Below are 16,225 nucleotides of genomic sequence, written 5' to 3'. Positions count from 1 at the left end.
TGCTATTTAGCCGCCTGCTCATGAGGCGACAGTGTTCCCGCCGAAGCGGGTTCCGGCCAGCGGCGGGCTTGCCGCCACTGGCCTGAATCGGTTTTACAGCTTGGGCATGCCGCCGCCAGGCATCATGCCGCCCAAGCCGCGCATCATCTTGGCCATGCCGCCCTTGGCAGAGAATTTCTTCATCATCTTCTGCATCTGCTTGTGCTGCTTGATCAGCCGGCCGACGTCCTGCACCTGGGTGCCGGAGCCGATGGCGATGCGGCGCTTGCGCGAACCGCTGAGCAGTTCAGGGTCACGGCGCTCGGCCGGGGTCATGGAGTTGATGATCGCTTCCATCTGCTTGAACTGCTTCTCGGCCGCGCCCTGGGCGTTGCCCATCTGCGACAGGTTGACCCCGCCAATGCTCGGCAGCTTGTCCATCAGGCCGCCCAGGCCGCCCATGTTCTTCATCTGCTGCAGCTGGTCGCGGAAGTCTTCGAGGTCGAAGCCCTTGCCCTTCTTCAGCTTCTTGGCGAGTTTGTCAGCCTTGGCCTTGTCGATGGTCTGCTCGGCCTGCTCGATCAGGCTGAGCACATCGCCCATGCCGAGGATGCGCGACGCGACGCGGTCGGGGTGGAACGGCTCGAGGGCCTCGGTCTTCTCACCCATACCGATGAACTTGATCGGCTTGCCGGTAATGGCCCGCACCGACAGTGCGGCACCGCCACGGGCATCACCGTCGACCTTGGTCAGCACCACGCCGGTCAGCGGCAGGGCTTCACCAAAGGCCTTGGCGGTATTGGCGGCGTCCTGGCCGGTCATGGCGTCGACCACGAACAAGGTCTCGACCGGCTTGACCGCGGCATGCAGCGCCTTGATCTCGTCCATCATGTCGGCGTCGATGTGCAGACGGCCGGCGGTGTCGACGATGACCACGTCGATGAACTTGAGCTTGGCTTCGCGAATCGCCGCTTCAGCGATGGCGACAGGCTTCTGGCTGATGTCGGACGGGAAGAAGGTCACGCCGATGTCGTTGGCCAGGGTTTCCAGCTGCTTGATCGCCGCCGGGCGATAGACGTCGGCCGACACCACCATCACGCTCTTCTTCTTGCGCTCCTTGAGGAAGCGCGCGAGCTTGCCGGCGGTGGTGGTCTTACCCGCACCCTGCAAGCCAGCCATCAGCACTACGGCCGGTGGTGCGGCGTTCAGCGCGAGGTCTTCGTTGGCCGCGCCCATCAGGCTTTCCAGCTCGGCCTGGACAATCTTCACGAAGGCCTGGCCCGGGGTCAGGCTGCGCGACACTTCGGTACCGACCGCACGCTCCTTGACGCTGTTGACGAAATCCTTGACCACCGGCAAGGCAACGTCGGCCTCGAGCAACGCCATGCGTACTTCGCGCAGCGTGTCCTTGATGTTGTCTTCAGTCAGCTTGGCCTTGCCGGTGACATGGCGCAGCGTCTGTGACAGGCGGTCGGTCAGGTTTTCGAACATGGTGATCCTTTCTGGCCCAGTAAAAGCCGAGGTTTGTCAGGCGCCGAGGGGGAAATGCACACCCCCAGGGCACAGCAAGGCGGCGATTATAGCGAAGTGTAACGGCGGCGCACACCTTGGCTTCCGAGCGGCAAGCTCAAAGCTGCAAGCCACAAGGAAAAGCGCCCAGCCTGCACATCAGCCCTTGCTTGTAGCTTACGGCTTCCAGCTTGCAGCTCACTATGCCAAACTCCGTCTCTTTAAGGCTCGCCAACCAGGACTTATGTTCTCCTCACCCAGCCTCATCCCCAACCTGATCGCCGCCGGCCTTTATATAGCTGCGACCCTCTACCAGGGTTCGCACCTGGCCCAGGGCCGCAAGTCCGACAAACGGCTGCTGGGCTTGCTCGGTGCCCTTGCTGTGATCGCCCAGAGCGGCGCCCTGTTCTTCCAGCTGATCACCCCGCTGGGCCTGAGCCTCGACTTCTTCAGCGCCGCCAGCCTGATCGCCGTGGCGGTCATCACCCTGACCCTGCTGGCGTGCCTGCGCATCCCGGTGGAAAACCTGCTGGTGCTGCTGTTCCCGCTGGGTGCGGTCACGGCGCTATTGGCCCAGTTCGCGCCACCGGGCACCGTGCCGCTGATCAACGAAGAGCCCGGCATCCTTGCGCATATCCTGCTGTCGATCCTGGCCTACGGCCTGTTCACCATTGCCGTATTCCAGTCGCTGCTGCTGTTGCTGCAGGACCGCCAGTTGAAAAACAAGCACCCGTCCGGGCTGATCCGCAACTTCCCGCCGCTGCAAACCATGGAAAGCCTGCTGTTCGGCTTCCTCTGGGCCGGCTGGTGTCTGCTCTCGCTGTCGCTGATTTCCGGCTGGCTGTTCCTCGACAACCTGTTCGCCCAGCACCTGGTGCACAAGACCTTGCTGGCCTGCGTCGCCTGGGTGGTGTTCAGTGTTCTGCTGTGGGGCCGCACCCGCCTGGGTTGGCGTGGCCACAAAGCGATCCGCTGGACGCTGGCCGGTTTCTGCCTGCTGATGCTGGCCTATTTCGGCAGCAAGCTGGTCCGCGAATTCATCTTGCATATCTGACGGCCGCCCATGGACACCCTGCCGTACGCCCCGCTATTCGGCACCCTGGCACTGTCGCTGCTGTGGTCGGCGCTGTTCAGCGCCGTGGATGCCGCACGCCTGCAACTCAATGGTTCGCTGCGCAATGGAGACGACGGGCAAGCCCCCCTGCCCGCCCAGGCACTGGTGCTGTGCGCCAGCCTGGGCAAGCTGCTGGTACTGGGCCTGGCCTGCCTGATCGGCCAGCGCTACAGCGGCGAACACGGTTTCTGGCTGGCCGGCCTGGGCGCCACCCTGGCTTTGCTGGTGTTTGCCGAGTTCCTGCCGCGGCGCCTGGCGCGGCGTAACCCACAGGCGTTCGTCAGCCTGGGTGCCAACCTGCTGAAGGTGCCGTTGGCTATCCTCCAGCCACTGGCCTGCCTGCTCGATGGTTGCGCCAAGCTGATCCTGCGCCCGTTCCGTGCGCAGCCTACGGCGGTGGCCCTGCACCCACAGCAAGATGACGACTTCGACGAAGACGAAGCGCACGAGCCAGTGCGCCACGGGCTGCTCGATGGTTTGCAGTCGCTGGACAAAGTCACCGTCAACGACATCCTGGTGCCGCGCAACGAAGTCGATGGTATCAATCTGGACGAGCCGATCGAACGCATCATCGAGCAGTTGATCGTCAGCCGGCACACCCGGCTGCCGGTCTATCACAACGATATCAACCAGGTTGAAGCGATCCTCAATACCAAGCTGATCAGCCACCTGCTGCCCAGGGCAGAGCTGACCCTGGAGAAGCTGCACGGCGCCTGCTACGAACCCTACTTCGTTCCGGAAAGCACACCCCTGCAGATGCAGTTGCTGAACTTCCACAAGCAGCAACGCCGCCTGGGCGTAGTGGTGGACGAATACGGCGAGGTGCTGGGCATCGTCACCCTGGAAGACATCCTCGAAGAAATCGTTGGCGAATTCGAAGACGAACAGGGGCTGGACAACCCGCACGTACACCCCCAGGCCGACGGCACCTTCGTCATCGAAGGCACCGCCTCGCTGCGCGAGATCAACCGCACCCTGGGCTGGCACCTGCCTTGCGATGGCGGGCCGAAAACCCTCAACGGGTTGGTCACCGAAGCGCTTGAAAGCATCCCGGAAAGTGCGGTTTGCCTGAAGATCGGCCGATATCGCCTGGAAATCCTCGAAACAGAGGACAATTGCGCCAGCAAGGTACTGGTGTGGACCGTGACCCGCTAGCTATACTCGGGTCACGCTTACCCAGCCCCGCCGTCCCGCCTGCTACCCGCACCCGGCGGCCCACGGCCAGTCCGCACCACTGACACGCCCTGCGGCCCTGCTTCAATACCCCGAACAGTACCCGCGCCCGCCCCTACCCCCCCTGGGCTATCGTCAGTCGAGCGAGCAAAAGAACAATACGCTTCGGCGTCCGTGCAACGGTGCCTGCCCATTGAGGCAGCACGCACCCTCGCGGATCAAGCCCGTGGCGCACGACCAGACTGTTAGGGACCTACTTAATGACCACCAGCAGCACCTATGCCCAAGCGCCTGCCGCGCCGGTCAACTCGCCCGCGCGGGTGGCCACCGCCAGCTTCATTGGCACTGCCATCGAGTTCTACGACTTCTACGTTTACGCCACTGCCGCCGCGCTGGTGATCGGCCCGGTGTTCTTCCCCTCCGGGTCGGGCACCGCGCAGATGCTCGCGGCCTTTCTTACCTTCGGCATCGCCTTCCTCGCACGCCCGCTGGGTTCGGCATTGTTCGGCCACTTTGGCGACCGTATCGGCCGCAAATCGACCCTGGTGGCGTCGCTGCTGTTGATGGGCGTCTCCACCACCGCCATCGGCGTGCTGCCCGGCTATGACAGCATTGGCGTGTGGGCGCCGATCCTGCTTTGCCTGCTGCGCTTCGGCCAAGGCCTGGGCCTGGGTGGCGAATGGGGCGGCGCGGCGCTGCTGGCGACCGAAAACGCACCACCGGGCAAGCGCGCCTGGTTCGGCATGTTCCCGCAGCTGGGCCCTTCAATCGGCTTTTTGGCTGCCAACGGCTTGTTCCTGACTCTGGCCCTGGTGCTCAGTGACGAGCAATTCCGTGAATGGGGCTGGCGCATTCCGTTCCTGCTCAGCGCCGCCTTGGTACTGGTGGGCCTGTATGTGCGCCTCAAGCTCGAAGAGAGCCCGGTGTTCGCCAAAGCCATTGCCCAGCATGAGCGCGTGAAGATGCCGGTGGTCGACTTGTTCGCCAAGCACTGGGTGCCAACCCTGCTGGGTGCTGCGGCGATGGTGGTGTGCTACGCGCTGTTCTACATCTCGACGGTGTTCTCGCTCAGCTACGGCGTGTCCACGCTGGGTTACAGCCGTGAGACGTTCCTTGGCCTGCTGTGCTTTGCGGTGGTCTTCATGGCCCTGGCCACGCCACTGTCGGCCTGGCTCAGCGACCGCTACGGGCGCAAACCGGTACTGATCGTCGGCGGCCTGCTGGCGGTGGCTTCGGGCTTTACCATGGAACCGCTGCTGACCTCGGGCTCGACCACAGGTGTGGCGCTGTTCCTGGCCATCGAGCTGTTCCTGATGGGGGTGACCTTCGCGCCAATGGGGGCGTTGCTGCCCGAGCTGTTCCCGACCCACGTACGTTATACCGGCGCGTCGGCGGCGTATAACCTGGGTGGCATCGTGGGGGCTTCGGCGGCGCCGTTCTTTGCCCAGAAGCTGGTGAGCATGGGCGGCTTGAGCTGGGTGGGCGGGTATGTTTCGGTGGCGGCGGTGATCAGTCTGATTGCTGTGCTGTGCCTTAAAGAGACCCGGCATACCGAACTGTGAAGACGCTGGGGGCGCTTTGCGCCCCCAGCCATTTCAGATCAGAACTCGACCTTGACCGCCTGCGAAGCACGGGTCGCCTTGGCCCGCGCCGCTTCGATCGATTCGTCACGCGCCAGGCACACGCCCATACGGCGCTGGCCGTTGATTTCCGGCTTGCCGAACAGGCGAATGGCCGTATCCGGCTCGCTCAGCGCAGCACCAAGGTTGGCGAAGCTGGTCTGCTGCGATTGCCCCTGCGGCAGAATCACCGCCGACGCCGACGGCCCGAACTGGCGCACCACCGGGATCGGCAGGCCGAGAATGGCGCGGGCGTGCAAGGCGAACTGCGACAGGTCCTGGGAGATCAAGGTCACCAGGCCAGTGTCGTGCGGGCGCGGCGACACTTCGCTGAACCACACCTGGTCGCCTTTGACGAACAGCTCCACGCCGAACAGGCCACGCCCGCCCAGTGCATCGGTGACCGCCTTGGCCACTCGCTGCGACTCGGCAAGGGCCTTCGGGCTCATGGCTTGGGGCTGCCACGATTCCTGATAGTCACCTTTCTCCTGACGATGGCCGACAGGCTCGAGGAAGGTGGTGCCGCCGACATGACGCACGGTCAGCAGGGTAATTTCGTAATCGAAGTCGATGAAGCCCTCGATGATCACCCGGCCCTTGCCGGCACGCCCGCCTTCCTGGGCGTAGTCCCAGGACTGCTGCAGGTCGGCATCGCTGCGCAGCAGGCTCTGGCCCTTGCCCGATGAGCTCATCACCGGTTTGACCACGCACGGGTAGCCGACATCGGCCACGGCCTTGGCGTAGTCTTCGTAGGTATCGGCAAAGTGGTACGGCGAGGTCGGCAGGTCCAGCTCTTCGGCAGCCAGGCGCCGGATGCCTTCACGGTTCATGGTCAGCTGGGTGGCACGGGCGGTGGGCACCACGGTGAAGCCTTCGCTCTCCAGTTCGACCAGGGTCGCGGTGGCGATGGCTTCGATCTCGGGGACGATGTAGTGCGGTTTCTCGGCCTCGATCACCGCGCGCAGGGCGACGCCATCGAGCATGTTGACCACATGGCTGCGGTGCGCCACCTGCATGGCCGGCGCGTTGGCGTAGCGGTCCACGGCGATCACTTCGACGCCCAGGCGCTGCAGCTCGATCACCACTTCCTTGCCCAGCTCACCGCAGCCGCAGAGCAGTACACGGGTCGCGGTGGGCGACAATGGGGTTCCGATACGGGTCATTTCAGGTCCTCGAAGGCGTCCGGGGCTGCGCCAGGCTAAGCGCCGCCCGCTGAAAAAGGCCCCGTATTCTACACCATCAACCGACCGCGGCAGCCCGCCGGGCGCGAAATGCCATGGCCAGCCACACGGCGGTGACACCGGCGAACTTCGAGGCCATGGCCGTGCCGATCACGGCAGGGGTCAGCGCGCCGATCATGCCGAAGAAAATGAAGGTATCGACCGGAATGCTCAACGCCGAGCTCAGCCACAGGCGGTCACGCAGGGGCCGACGGGTGATGCTGAACACCAGCCAGTCGATCAGCTCGGAAACGAAAAACGCCGTGGCGCTGGCCAGGGCGATGGCAGGCTCCGAGGTGATGTAGGACAACACCAGGGCCACCAGCATGGCGACCAGGGCGCCATGCCCGAAGCGGGTCTGCACCATGTCGCGCAGGATGAACACCAGGCCACCCCAGGCGGACCAGATGATGTCCAGGTGCGGGGCGCTGGAGAAGGCGTAGTTGATCAGCACTACGCTGCTGATATAGGCGATGAGATAGAACATGGCGGGTAATCTGTGGGCAAGCCGTACAGATTACCGCTGGCTGCTTCGCGGGTAAACCTGCGAGGCAGCCAGCGCCGAATCATTGCCCCATGATCAACCCAGCGGCCACCGCCCGCTCATGGCACAGTTTCAGTACGGCGCGACGCTCGCTGTTGTCCATCCGCCCCCAGCGACCGATTTCGGCCACGGTACGCTGGCAGCCGGTGCAGATATCCTGCTCGTCCAGCGCGCAGATGCTGACGCAAGGCGAAGCGACCGGGCGCTCGACGGCAATGACCTCACTCATCGTCAGCTACCAGCTCGCGCGCATAGCGCTGGGCATTGTGCACATAGTGCGCGGCACCGGCCTCGATCATGCGCATCTGCTGCTCGCTCAGTTCACGCACCACCTTGCCCGGCGAGCCCATCACCAGCGAACCGTCAGGGATCTCCTTGCCCTCGGGGATGAGCGCATTGGCGCCGATGATGCAGTGCTTGCCGATGCGGGCTCCGTTGAGGATCACCGCATTGATGCCGACCAGGCTGTAATCGCCGACCGTGCAGCCATGCAGCATGGCGTTATGGCCAACCGTCACGCCCTTGCCCAGGGTCAGCGGCGAACCCATGTCGGTATGCATCACGGTGCCGTCCTGGACATTGCTGTCCTCGCCGATGTCGATCAGTTCGTTGTCACCGCGCAATACAGCGCCAAACCACACGCTGGCACGGGCCTGCAGGCGCACATTGCCGATCACGGTGGCGTTGGGCGCGATCCAGCTGGTGGGGTGGCTGTCGACCCGCAGGTCGCCCAGGCGATATTTCATGCTCGCTCCTCAGGATAAACGGCGGCGGTTTGTAGCAGACGGCGGGGTGGGCCCCGCTCAGATCTCGATGTAACGCTCCGGGGGTTGATGCAGGCTGATGCCGGCGTCATACAGCAGGTTGACCAGCTCGACGATCATGATCGCCGACAACCCCCAGATCTTGTATTCGCCGTAGCGGTAACTGGGCACATACCAACTGCGGCCCTGGTAATCGATACGGTGAGTATGGTCACGCGGGTCCTGGCGGAAGAATTCCAGCGGCACGGTGAATACTGCCGCGATCTCGGCATCGTTGGCGCGATACTCGACGAAATCGGGAATAAGCCCGACGAATGGCGTCACTTTCAGGCCGTGCAGTGAGATCAGCGGGCTGAGCGGGCCAATCACTTCCACCAGCCCAGGGGGCAGGCCGATTTCTTCTTCGGCTTCGCGCAGGGCGGTAAACACCAGGTCCGGGTCTTCAGGGTCGCGCCGGCCACCCGGGAAGGCGACTTCGCCACCGTGGGTCGACAAGCCCTTGGCGCGCAGGGTCAAGACCAGTTCGGGCGCTTCGCTGCGGGTAATGGGCAAGAGTACCGCCGCTTCGGGAAACCGTCGGTCGGTTTCCAGTGATGCGGGTTCATGGTTGCTCATTCGGCGAAGTAGCTCGTCCAGCATTGCGCACTCTCGTATCCAAGGCCTGTCTTGCATGATGCACCAAAGCCGAGAAGCACCCAAGCCCTGTGCGCTTGCGGCCGCCCGGCTGCCACGCCAAGATAGCCCTGTCATAAGGGAAGATAAGCATGAAATTCTGCAGCGCGTGCGGCCAGCCGGTCATTCAGCGGATACCCGAGGGCGATAGCCGCCTGCGGTATGTCTGCGAGTATTGCCAGACCATTCACTACCAGAACCCCAACATCGTGGCGGGGGTCCTGCCCACTTGGGGTAGCCAGGTGCTGCTGTGCCGGCGCGCCATCGAGCCACGCCGTGGCTACTGGACCTTACCGGCCGGGTTCATGGAGAACGGCGAGACCCTCGACCAGGCCGCCCGTCGTGAAACCGTCGAGGAAGCCTGCGCCCAGGTCGGGCCCATGAACCTGTACCAGCTGTTCGACCTGCCGCACATCAACCAGGTGCATGTATTCTTCCGCGCCGAACTGGCCGACCTGCGCTTCGATGTGGGTATCGAGAGCCTGGAAGTGCGGCTGTTCGAGGAGCATGAGATACCGTGGGACGCGCTGGCTTTCCGCACCGTCACACGCACACTAGAATGCTACTATCGCGACCGCATCGGGCAGCACTACCCCATAGGCCATGAGTACCTGCCACCGATGAATGTCACGTCCACCACCTAACGTCATCAGGGATACCGTTTCATGCGCTGGTTGCTCGCCCTTTTCTGCCTTTGCGTTACCTCGGTGTCCCAGGCGGCCTTCACCGAGACCATCGTGCGCAAGCCCCTGCCGGCAGCGCAAACATCGTCGCCCTCGCAGCAGGCCATGCAACCGCTGATCGACAAGGTGCTGGTGATCAAGTCCGAGCGCCGCCTGCAACTGATCAGCCGCGGCGAACCGCTCAAGACCTACCGCATTTCCCTGGGCAAGCAGCCCAAGGGCGCGAAGGAACGCGAAGGTGACCGCAAGACCCCCGAGGGCCTCTATTGGCTGGACTGGCGCAAGCAGAGCGACCGCTTCAACCTGGCCATGCACATCTCCTACCCCAACATCAAAGATGCCGCACGCGCCACCCGCGAAGGCGTGAGTGCCGGCAGCATGATCATGATCCACGGCACACCGGTCAATGATGACTACCCCGAGTGGTACTTCCACACACTGGACTGGACCGAAGGTTGCATCGCCATGCGCAACCACGACATGCAGGAAGTCTGGGAGCTGGTCAAGGACGGTACATTGATCGAGATTCGTCCCTGACACGTCCTGCATGCCGACTCATCCTGTAGGAGCTTTCGCACCCTAAACGAGAACCCGCCTGACAGCCGCTTAGGCAGGGTACTGCATCCAAGCCAATCACTTAATTCTTAGCATCCACGCAGACGAATACGAAATCCGTACGTCCTCTGCGGGGTGCTTGAATGCCGTACCGAATTCTCATCATTGCCTGCAGGCTGCTGGTCTGCTGCCTGACCGGGGTGATGACCAGCGCCCAGGCATTGGCCGACGACCTGGCTAGCCAACAGTTGCGCGATCAGCAGCAAACGCTGCGGCAACTGGAACAGCAACAACGCCTTGAGCGCTGGCAACGGGTGCCTGCTGCGCAAGGTAATCAGCACAGTCAGAGTGCACAGACTGGCGACAGCCACTGCTGGGCGGTGAGCGGCGTGCGCCTGGCCGGCCATCGACACGTGTCGGGGACAGCACTGGAGGCGACCGTGGTGCCGCTGATGCAACCTTGCATGGGCATCGCCGATATCAACCGCCTGCTCAAGGCGATTACCCAGCGCTATGTCCAGGCCGGCTACCCGACCAGCCGCCCCTACTTGCGCCAGCCCCCCGAAGATGACGCCCCGCTGGATATCGTCATCAGCGAAGGTTTTGTCGAGTCGATCGAGCTCGGCGCCGACCTGCCCCTTTCCTTGCGCGGTGCTTTTCCTGGCGTACTGGGGCAGCCGCTGTACCTCCCGGACCTGGAGCAAGGTCTCGACCAGCTTAACCGCCTGCGTGCCTACGACTTGAGTGCCGACTTGCTCCCCGGCGAACTGCAAGGCGGCACCCGCGTGCGCGTTCAGCCCCACAAAGTCGCCTCGCGCTGGCATCTGGACGGCCGCCTGGACAACCGCGGCAGTGAACTGACCGGCCGCCATCGCCTGAACCTCGGGGTCGGCCTGGACAGCCCGCTGGGCCTAAACGACGACCTGCGCCTGTGGCTGGCCAGCACCGTCTTCGATGCGCCGGGCACCAGCACGGGCATCACGGTGTACTACAGCATCCCCTACGGTCCGTGGACATTCGCCTTTAACGCCAGCCAACTGCGTTACAACGCCCCCATCCCGCACGGGCAACAGACCAGCAGTGGCCGCAGCCGCTTCCAGGGCGTGAGCGCCGAGCGCGTGCTGTGGCGCAATCAGCAGGGCATGCTCAGCGCCAGTACTCGGGTGGACCGCAAGCAGATGGTCAACCGCACCGGCGGCGTTGTCGTCGACTTGCAGAGCCCTACCCTCACCAGCGTCGAGGCCGGCCTGCAGTGGCTCTGGCTCGAGAATGGGCTGTGGAACGGGTATGTGGGGGTCGCCCACGGCCTCAAGGGGTTGTCCAAGGACAACCCGGCCATGCGCAGCAACGGGCTGCGCAGCGATTTCGTCAAATACCGCGCCACCCTCCTGCACCTTCGCCAAGGCGCAGCGCCTCAGCCCTGGCGCTGGCAAAGCGAACTCGGCCTGCAGTACAGCCCCGACCCACTGCCCGCCGTCGAACAACTGCTGGCCAGCGACGACTCGGCGGTACGCGGCTTCCGCCTGCACACCTACGCCGGCGCCACTGGCGCGGCCTGGCGCAACACCTTGAGCCGCCCGCTGAGCCCCGCCTGGGCGGCACCGTTGCAAGTGCGCCCCTACGTCGGCCTCGACCTTGGCTGGACCCAGCTCGCCAGCGACAGCCCCGTCCTGCGCCTGGCCGGTGCTGCGGCCGGCATCGAAGTGAGCCTGCCCGACAGTCGCCTGCGCCTCGATTATCAACGCGCCCTGTACACCAGCGACCGGCCCCGCACGCTTCTGGAGCCGGGCTTCTGGGTACTGGAGTGGCACCTGAACATCTGATTCACCCACAACAAAGAGAACGAGAACATGCAAACACTCTCGCAACTGACGTCTACCCACCCCAATACCTTGCGTTGGGCCATCTTCCTCGCCCTGCTCGGCTCCAGCACCGCGCAAGCCTCGGGCGGCCTGGAAGCTGCCAGCGGCCCTGCAGGCACCCCGCTCATCAACAACGGCCATGGCGTCCCGGTCATCGACATCGTTGCACCCAACGCTGGCGGCCTGTCGCACAACCAGTTCCTCGATTACAACGTCGGCAACCCCGGCGTAGTGCTGAACAACGCCACGCAGGCGGGCCAGTCGCAACTGGCCGGCGCCCTTGCAGCCAACCCGCAGTTCCAGGGCCAGGCCGCCTCGACCATCCTCAATGAGGTGATCAGCCGCAACGCTTCGCTGATCGAGGGGCCGCAGGAAATCTTCGGCCGCCCGGCCGACTACATCCTGGCCAACCCCAATGGCATCACCCTCAACGGCGGCAGCTTCATCAACACCACCCGCGCAGGCTTCGTGGTCGGCACCCCGGAATTCGAGGACCAGCAACTCAAATACCTCGACACCCTCAACGCCAGTGGTTCCCTGCAGGTACTCGACGACGGCCAGAGCAACAGCACCGGTGCCCTTGATCTGATCGCGCCGCGCATAGACAGCAAAGGCTTGCTCATGGCTGCCAATGAATTGAACGTCACGGTTGGCCGCAACCGCATCGATCACGCCAGCGGGCAGGTGGTCGAACACCTGCCCGGCGAACAGGGCAGTGTCGATGCCACCCTGTTCGGTGCCATGCGTGCCGGGCGTATCCGTGTGCTGAGCACCGCTGACGGCGCGGGGGTGCGCATGGGGCCGGCAAAGGTGCATGCCGGCGACGGTATCGACATCCATTCGGCCGGCGCCCTGCACATCAGCGGCAAGGCGGACAACCCCAGCGAACTGCACAGCGAACGGGGCGCACTGAACCTCAGCGCCGCGCATGACCTGACCCTGCGGGCCGTCGATGGGCAGGCGCAACAGGTGGTGGTCAAGGCCGGCCAGTCACTCACCCTGGATGCCGACAGCCTGGCAAACACCGAACACGACCGCGAAAACTGGAAGAAGAAGTTTCTCTTCGTCACCCGCGAAACCTACAACCGCGAGCGCACCACCACCCAAAACCAGCAGCACGGCACGCAGTTGCACGGCCAAGACAGCGTAATGCTGCAATCGGGCGCTGACATGCGCCTGGTAGCCGCCGACGTGAAGGCGGGCGGCGAATTGAACGTCGACAGTGGCGGCAAACTGGACATCGTGGCAGGCATCGACAGCCAGCACATCAAAGAACAGGTACGTCACCGCAAGGACTTGTGGCGCGGTGACCGCGACACCGAGCAAACCCGGGAAACAGCCCGGGGCAGCACGTTGAATGCCGAGCGCATGGCCCTCACTGCGGCCGATACCCTCACGGTTCAAGGCAGCACGCTGCACAGCAACAGCGACATGCAGATCAAGGCGCGGCAAGTCGAGATCGGCACCACTGCATTGCAGGACAGCGGCACACAGCGCAACTACCGCGGCGACCTGGTCTCCGGGACTTTCTTCGGTGATCGCAAGGGTAATGACACGCAAGGGCAGACGGTGGTTGGCAGCAGTGTGACGGCAGACGGCAAGCTGAACATGACGGCTGACCAGGTCACCATCAAAGGTAGCAAGGTGCACGGCAAGGAAGATTCGGTGCTGTACAGCGAAAAGGGCCTGCTGGCGATCGAGGCCGACCACGGCAGCAGCACGTCGACTGACCATCAGGGCAACAGCAAACTGTTCGGCCTGATCGGCAGCGATCGCAAGGACACCACACGCAAGGACCAGGTACTGCTCAGCGACGTTTCGTCCAGCAGCAACCTGCGCCTGGCCAGCGCCGAGGAGCTACGCATCCACGGGGCAAGAATCGAAGCCGGCAAGCACCTGCAGGTGCAGGCCAAGGGCGACCTGACGATCGACAGCGCGCAGTCGCGCAGCGAAACACAAACCGATCAACAGCAACGCGGCTTCAGTGCCGGCGCCCGGCAGACCCAGGAGGCACAGGACGGCAAACCGCAATCACGCCAGTACGAAGCCAGCGTGGGCTACCAGGTCGCCAACACGACGGGCAAGGTGCAGGAAACAACGCAGGTCGCCAGCGAACTGAAAGGCGCTTCGGTCGATCTGCAAAGCGATGCCGACCTGCAGGTCAATGGCTCCAAGGTCGTGGCAAGCGCTGGCGAACTCACTGTGGCCGCCAAACAGGTCAGCCTTGGCGCAACCCGCAATGAACGCGAGTCCGTCAGCAACGACAGCCAGAGTGGAGGCCGCTTGAAAGTGACAGGGGGTATCGATCGACTGGGCAGCGCTTTCGCAGGCCATCACAACACCCAAAGCCAGCTCGAACGCGACAGCACCGTCCAACGCAGCGAGTTGCAGGCCAGTGGGGACGTGAAGCTGGACGCCGAGCGTTTGCTTACCGAAGCCGCGCGCGTCGAAGCTGGCCAGCAACTGAACGTAACCGCCAAGCACATCGAGAACCGTGCCGTGCACAATACCCAAGAGCGTGAAAGCGTCACCAACAACGGGGCAGGCAGCCTGGGCGCCAGCGTCGAATACCGTGACCTGACCCGCCCCATCGAACGGCTGGTGCTGGGCGAAGAGGCGGCGCGCTTCCAGCAGGGCGCGCCTGAAGACGCGATGGTGGCGCCAAGCGCCGGTGCCGACATGACCATAGACCACCTCAAGCGCCTGGAAAACCAACGCCGCGGCTTTGCCCAGGTGAGTGAGCTGTCGGGGGCTGCAGTCGAGGTCAAGGCCGATGTCATCGATGACCAGGGTACCGCGTGGAAGGCCAACGCCGGCAAGCTCTTGATCGATGCCACGCAGCACCACCTGAGCGCCGCCGAAAACACCCAGGCCGATACCGTACAGCGCCTGGCCTATGGCGGCGATGCCCGCGTAGACACCAGCACCGGTAACGATCTCAATGTACGCATTGCCGGTAAAGGCGGCTCGCTGGATAAACACGACCTGGCCAGTACCGCCGTGCCCGGCAGCCTCTATGGCCAACAGGGTATCCAGGTGCAGTTGGGCAGCGATGGCAAGTACGAGGGCACGCGCATCGACGGTGGCGACGGCGCTGTGGTGATGCGTAGCGGCGCCACGCTGTCGTTACCGCAGGCCACTGACCGTAACAGCCAGGCCTCAAAGCAGCTTGACGGTAATGCCTGGGCCAAGGTCGGCAACCGCCCCGGCAGCACCGGCGTCGACACCCGTGGCTACCTGGATCACAACCAGCAGAACAGCGCGCAGACCAAGGCGCAGGTGGCGCAGATCGATGCCAAGGGCGCTGTGCATCTGAGCAGTGAGGCAGACCTTGTATTGGAAGGCACGCGTATCGGCAGCCGTGAAGCCAAGGTCGGCGATACCTTGCTGGAGAGTGGTGGCCGTTTGCAGGTCACTGCGGCCAGCAATACTCAGCAGGCCAAGGGCGGCAGCCTGGGTGGCGGCCTGGAGCTGGCAGCCAAGACTGGCGCGACCAAGGGTGGCGCTGTCGGCGGTCACTTCAACCATGGCAAGCAGAACGAAGACGCCAGCCAGGCCGTCAATGCCAGCTTCGAAAGCGCGGGCAAGCTCACCCTCAGCAGCCGTGCCCGGGAGGACATCGCCGTGCACCTTGAGGGCCTGCAAGCCTCGGCCGAACAAATCGAGCTCAACGCCGCAAGCGGCGGCATGCTGATCGAAGCTTCAAGCGACCGCGAGCAACGCGACAACCTCGACATCACGGCCGGGGCCGGCTTCAACATGGCCAAGGGCGCTACCGATACCCTCGGCCTGCATGGCCGCGCCCAGGTAGCGCTGGACAAGCGTGACAACCACACGTGGAATGCCAGCCAACTGCGCGCCGAAAAAATCCAGTGGCAAAGCCGTGGCGACACGCGCATCGAAGGTGCCAGCCTGGAAGCCGGGCGCATAAACGGTGATGTTGGCGGCGACCTGCGTGTTGCCAGCCGCAAGGACCGCGTCGACAGCTTGAGCGTGAAAGGCGACCTGCGCCTGAGCCAGGAGAAGAACCCGCAGGGCTACACCAACGCCGCCAACGCGCTGGCTGGGCCGCTGAGTGACAAAATCGGCAAAAAAGCCGGCGCTGCCTTGAGCAAAGCCGATCCTGGTTTTTCCCCGACCTTGCGCCTGGAGGTCTCACACCAACAGCGCGACACCGTGACCAGGCAGGCCACGCTCAAGGGCAGTGAAGGGCTTGACCTCAAGGTCGGTGGCGATGCCCACCTGGTGGGCGCCCGGCTGCAATCGGGCAAAGGCGCTGTCGAGTTGAACGCCAATGCCGTTACCCGTGAAACCCTGAATGGCAGCGACTACCGCCGCGATGTGTCGATCGATGCGTCCAACTCGCCGGTGGACCTGGGCACTGCCGTGGCCGAGTTCACCAAAGGCAAGGGCGCTGCAGACGGTGAGAATGCGCTTGACCTGGGGCTATTGCGCACCAGCGGGCACAACCGCAGCGAGCAGTGGGTATCGAGCGTGCAAGGCAAGGCGCAGTAACCGTTGCCCGTCGACG

The 16,225-nt window shown here is 64.0% G+C and carries 13 protein-coding genes; 7 read left to right on the top strand and 6 right to left on the bottom strand.

The genetic code is table 11. The features are described from left to right. Nucleotides 1–93 precede the first annotated feature (93 nt). Nucleotides 94–1,470, bottom strand: coding sequence for a signal recognition particle protein (gene ffh, locus HU766_RS05505; RefSeq protein ID WP_033700960.1), 1,377 nt, complete (start codon nucleotides 1,468–1,470; stop codon nucleotides 94–96). Nucleotides 1,471–1,732: 262 nt separating this feature from the next. On the opposite strand from ffh, the gene HU766_RS05500 reads away from it, so the two are divergent. The 3 genes from HU766_RS05500 (at nucleotide 1,733) to HU766_RS05490 (ending at nucleotide 5,337) form a co-directional block, all read left to right on the top strand. Then, nucleotides 1,733–2,542: an inner membrane protein YpjD gene (locus HU766_RS05500; protein WP_033700961.1), complete on the top strand. Its 810-nt coding sequence runs from the start codon at nucleotides 1,733–1,735 to the stop codon at nucleotides 2,540–2,542. Between the two features lie 9 nt (nucleotides 2,543–2,551). Continuing rightward, nucleotides 2,552–3,757 carry a transporter associated domain-containing protein gene (locus HU766_RS05495; RefSeq protein ID WP_186654336.1) on the top strand — a complete coding sequence of 402 codons (1,206 nt, stop codon included), beginning with the start codon at nucleotides 2,552–2,554 and terminating at the stop codon, nucleotides 3,755–3,757. A gap of 278 nt (nucleotides 3,758–4,035) precedes the next feature. Further along, on the top strand, nucleotides 4,036–5,337 hold the full coding sequence (locus HU766_RS05490) for an MFS transporter (protein ID WP_186654325.1): 1,302 nt from the start codon (nucleotides 4,036–4,038) through the stop codon (nucleotides 5,335–5,337). A 38-nt stretch (nucleotides 5,338–5,375) separates the two neighbouring features. Here the strand turns inward: HU766_RS05490 and purT are convergent, their stop codons facing one another. The 5 genes from purT to HU766_RS05465 form a co-directional block, all read right to left on the bottom strand. After that, the gene (gene purT / locus HU766_RS05485; RefSeq protein ID WP_047581517.1) at nucleotides 5,376–6,557 is read right to left on the bottom strand and encodes a formate-dependent phosphoribosylglycinamide formyltransferase; all 1,182 of its coding nucleotides are present in this window, start codon (nucleotides 6,555–6,557) and stop codon (nucleotides 5,376–5,378) included. A 76-nt stretch (nucleotides 6,558–6,633) separates the two neighbouring features. Further along, a complete protein-coding gene (locus HU766_RS05480) occupies nucleotides 6,634–7,101 on the bottom strand; it encodes a VUT family protein (protein ID WP_033700966.1) in 468 nt (155 codons plus the stop codon). Between the two features lie 79 nt (nucleotides 7,102–7,180). Beyond that, complete coding sequence (locus HU766_RS05475) at nucleotides 7,181–7,387, bottom strand: DUF1289 domain-containing protein (protein ID WP_186654323.1); 207 nt, start codon at nucleotides 7,385–7,387, stop codon at nucleotides 7,181–7,183. Next, nucleotides 7,380–7,904, bottom strand: a complete 525-nt coding sequence (locus tag HU766_RS05470; protein WP_033700968.1) for a gamma carbonic anhydrase family protein — start codon at nucleotides 7,902–7,904, stop codon at nucleotides 7,380–7,382. The genes HU766_RS05475 and HU766_RS05470 overlap by 8 nt, the downstream gene beginning before the upstream one ends. Nucleotides 7,905–7,961: 57 nt before the next feature. Continuing rightward, nucleotides 7,962–8,561 carry a CoA pyrophosphatase gene (locus HU766_RS05465; RefSeq protein ID WP_033700969.1) on the bottom strand — a complete coding sequence of 200 codons (600 nt, stop codon included), beginning with the start codon at nucleotides 8,559–8,561 and terminating at the stop codon, nucleotides 7,962–7,964. 125 nt (nucleotides 8,562–8,686) lie between these two features. Between HU766_RS05465 and HU766_RS05460 the strand changes: the two genes are divergently transcribed. The 4 genes from HU766_RS05460 to HU766_RS05445 all read left to right on the top strand — a co-directional run bounded on the left by HU766_RS05460 (nucleotide 8,687) and on the right by HU766_RS05445 (nucleotide 16,209). Further along, nucleotides 8,687–9,238, top strand: coding sequence for an NUDIX hydrolase (locus HU766_RS05460; RefSeq protein WP_033700970.1), 552 nt, complete (start codon nucleotides 8,687–8,689; stop codon nucleotides 9,236–9,238). A gap of 21 nt (nucleotides 9,239–9,259) precedes the next feature. Beyond that, on the top strand, nucleotides 9,260–9,814 hold the full coding sequence (locus tag HU766_RS05455) for a L,D-transpeptidase family protein (protein ID WP_033700971.1): 555 nt from the start codon (nucleotides 9,260–9,262) through the stop codon (nucleotides 9,812–9,814). Between the two features lie 161 nt (nucleotides 9,815–9,975). After that, nucleotides 9,976–11,655, top strand: coding sequence for a ShlB/FhaC/HecB family hemolysin secretion/activation protein (locus HU766_RS05450; protein WP_186654320.1), 1,680 nt, complete (start codon nucleotides 9,976–9,978; stop codon nucleotides 11,653–11,655). A 27-nt stretch (nucleotides 11,656–11,682) separates the two neighbouring features. Then, nucleotides 11,683–16,209: a hemagglutinin repeat-containing protein gene (locus tag HU766_RS05445; protein WP_186654318.1), complete on the top strand. Its 4,527-nt coding sequence runs from the start codon at nucleotides 11,683–11,685 to the stop codon at nucleotides 16,207–16,209. Nucleotides 16,210–16,225 lie beyond the last annotated feature (16 nt).

The organism is Pseudomonas sp. SWRI77, from assembly GCF_014269105.1.
GTDB classification, from domain to species: domain Bacteria; phylum Pseudomonadota; class Gammaproteobacteria; order Pseudomonadales; family Pseudomonadaceae; genus Aquipseudomonas; species Aquipseudomonas capeferrum.
This window is presented reverse-complemented; position numbering and strand designations above follow the sequence as displayed.